Annotated in this window: 1 protein-coding gene; it reads right to left on the bottom strand. The window is 71.4% G+C overall.

Annotated features, from left to right (window positions below; translation table 11 throughout):
* On the bottom strand, positions 1-1,460 hold a 1,460-nt coding region (locus tag QRD43_RS22650), incomplete at both ends, for a condensation domain-containing protein (protein WP_285984789.1).

Genomic DNA, 1,460 nt, shown 5'->3' with positions numbered 1-1,460 from the left:
CGGGGCAGGCACAGCAGCACCAGGGGCTGGCCGTCCTTCGCTTCCTTCGCACCCGCAAGATGCGGCGCGATGTGGGCCGCCAGTCGCTGCGTCAGGGCGTCCAGCTCGGCATAGCTCAGCTGCCCCTGCTCGTCCACCAGGGCCAGCGCCTGCGGGCTGCGCCGGGCCTGCGCCTGGATGAGCCCGTGCAGGCTGCCTTGCTCGTCAAAGCGCTGGGCCAGCTCGGCGCTCAGCGCCTGGGCCGGCTGGCCGAAGTCGTGCAGCCGCTGCTCCTGCGCCGACGGCAGCACCGGCAGCGCACTCAGCGCGCCCTGCCCGCCTTCGCGCAGCGCCTGCTCCAGACTTGCCAGCGCTTGGGCCATCAGGTCGCAGACGTCCTCGGGGTCATGCGGCTCATCCACCGTGACGGCCAGCGTCAGCGCTCCGCCCTGCTCCGCCACATCCACGGTCAGCGGGTATTCGCTGATGCTGTCGACGGTCAGCGCCTGCACGCCTTGCGAGGGCGCCTCCTCCCCGGCATCGGCCACCTGGTCCAGGCGGCGGCAGTTCAGCAGCCCCCCGAACAGCGGCAGCGGCGGCACGACGCCGCTGCAGCGCTGCGCCGTGGACAGCGGGGTCTGCTCGTAGCGCATCAGCTCCAGCAGCAGCGCGTGCATGCCCTTGGCGGCCTCGCGCACCGAGCCCGTCACCACGTTCCAGCGCACGGCCAGCGTGTTGATGAAGGGCCCTAGCACCTGCTGCGCATCCTGCCCCGCCTGCATGCGTCCCATCACCACCGTGCCGAACACCGGGTCGTCTCGCTGGGCCAACCGCCCCATCACCAGGGCGAAGGCCAGGTGGAACAGGCTCGCGCTGTTGATCCCCAGCGCCTGTGCCTGCTGCTGCAGCGATTGGCTCAGCCCCGTCTCCAGGCGCCTCGTGGCCGTGCGGCCTTGCTGCTGGCGCCCATGCACCTCGCTCAAGCCATAGGGCAAGGTCGGCTCGTCCACGCCGTCCAGCAGGCGCTTGAAGAACGCCTCCTGGCCGCGGCGCGACTCCTCCCGACGCGACAGGGCCACGAAGTTGCGGAACGGCAGCGAGGGCGGCAGCCGGTGCTGCTGCCCCTGCAGGCAGGCCTGCACCTCCTGCTGCATCAGCAGGATCGTCTGCTGGTCCATCACCAGGTGGTGGATCAGCAGCATCAGCAGCCAGCTGCCATCGTCCTCCTGCAGCTCGAAGGCCCGCAGCAGCGGGGCCTGGCGCACGTCGATGCGACGCAGCCGTGCGTCCTGGCGCGCCTGCAGCTGGGCGCTGGCGCTGGCGAAGCGCGGATCGCGCTCCAGTCGCTGCAGCGGCATCGGGGCGTGGCGCCAGACCAGCTGCACCGGATGGTCCAGGCGCTCCCAGTGCACGGCGCTGCGCAGGATGTCGTGGCGGTCCAGCACCTGCTGCAGCGCCTGGATGAAGCCGTCCAGGTCCTC

Origin of the sequence: Roseateles subflavus, from assembly GCF_030285365.1 — a bacterium.
GTDB lineage: Bacteria > Pseudomonadota > Gammaproteobacteria > Burkholderiales > Burkholderiaceae_C > Roseateles_B > Roseateles_B subflavus.
This window is presented reverse-complemented; position numbering and strand designations above follow the sequence as displayed.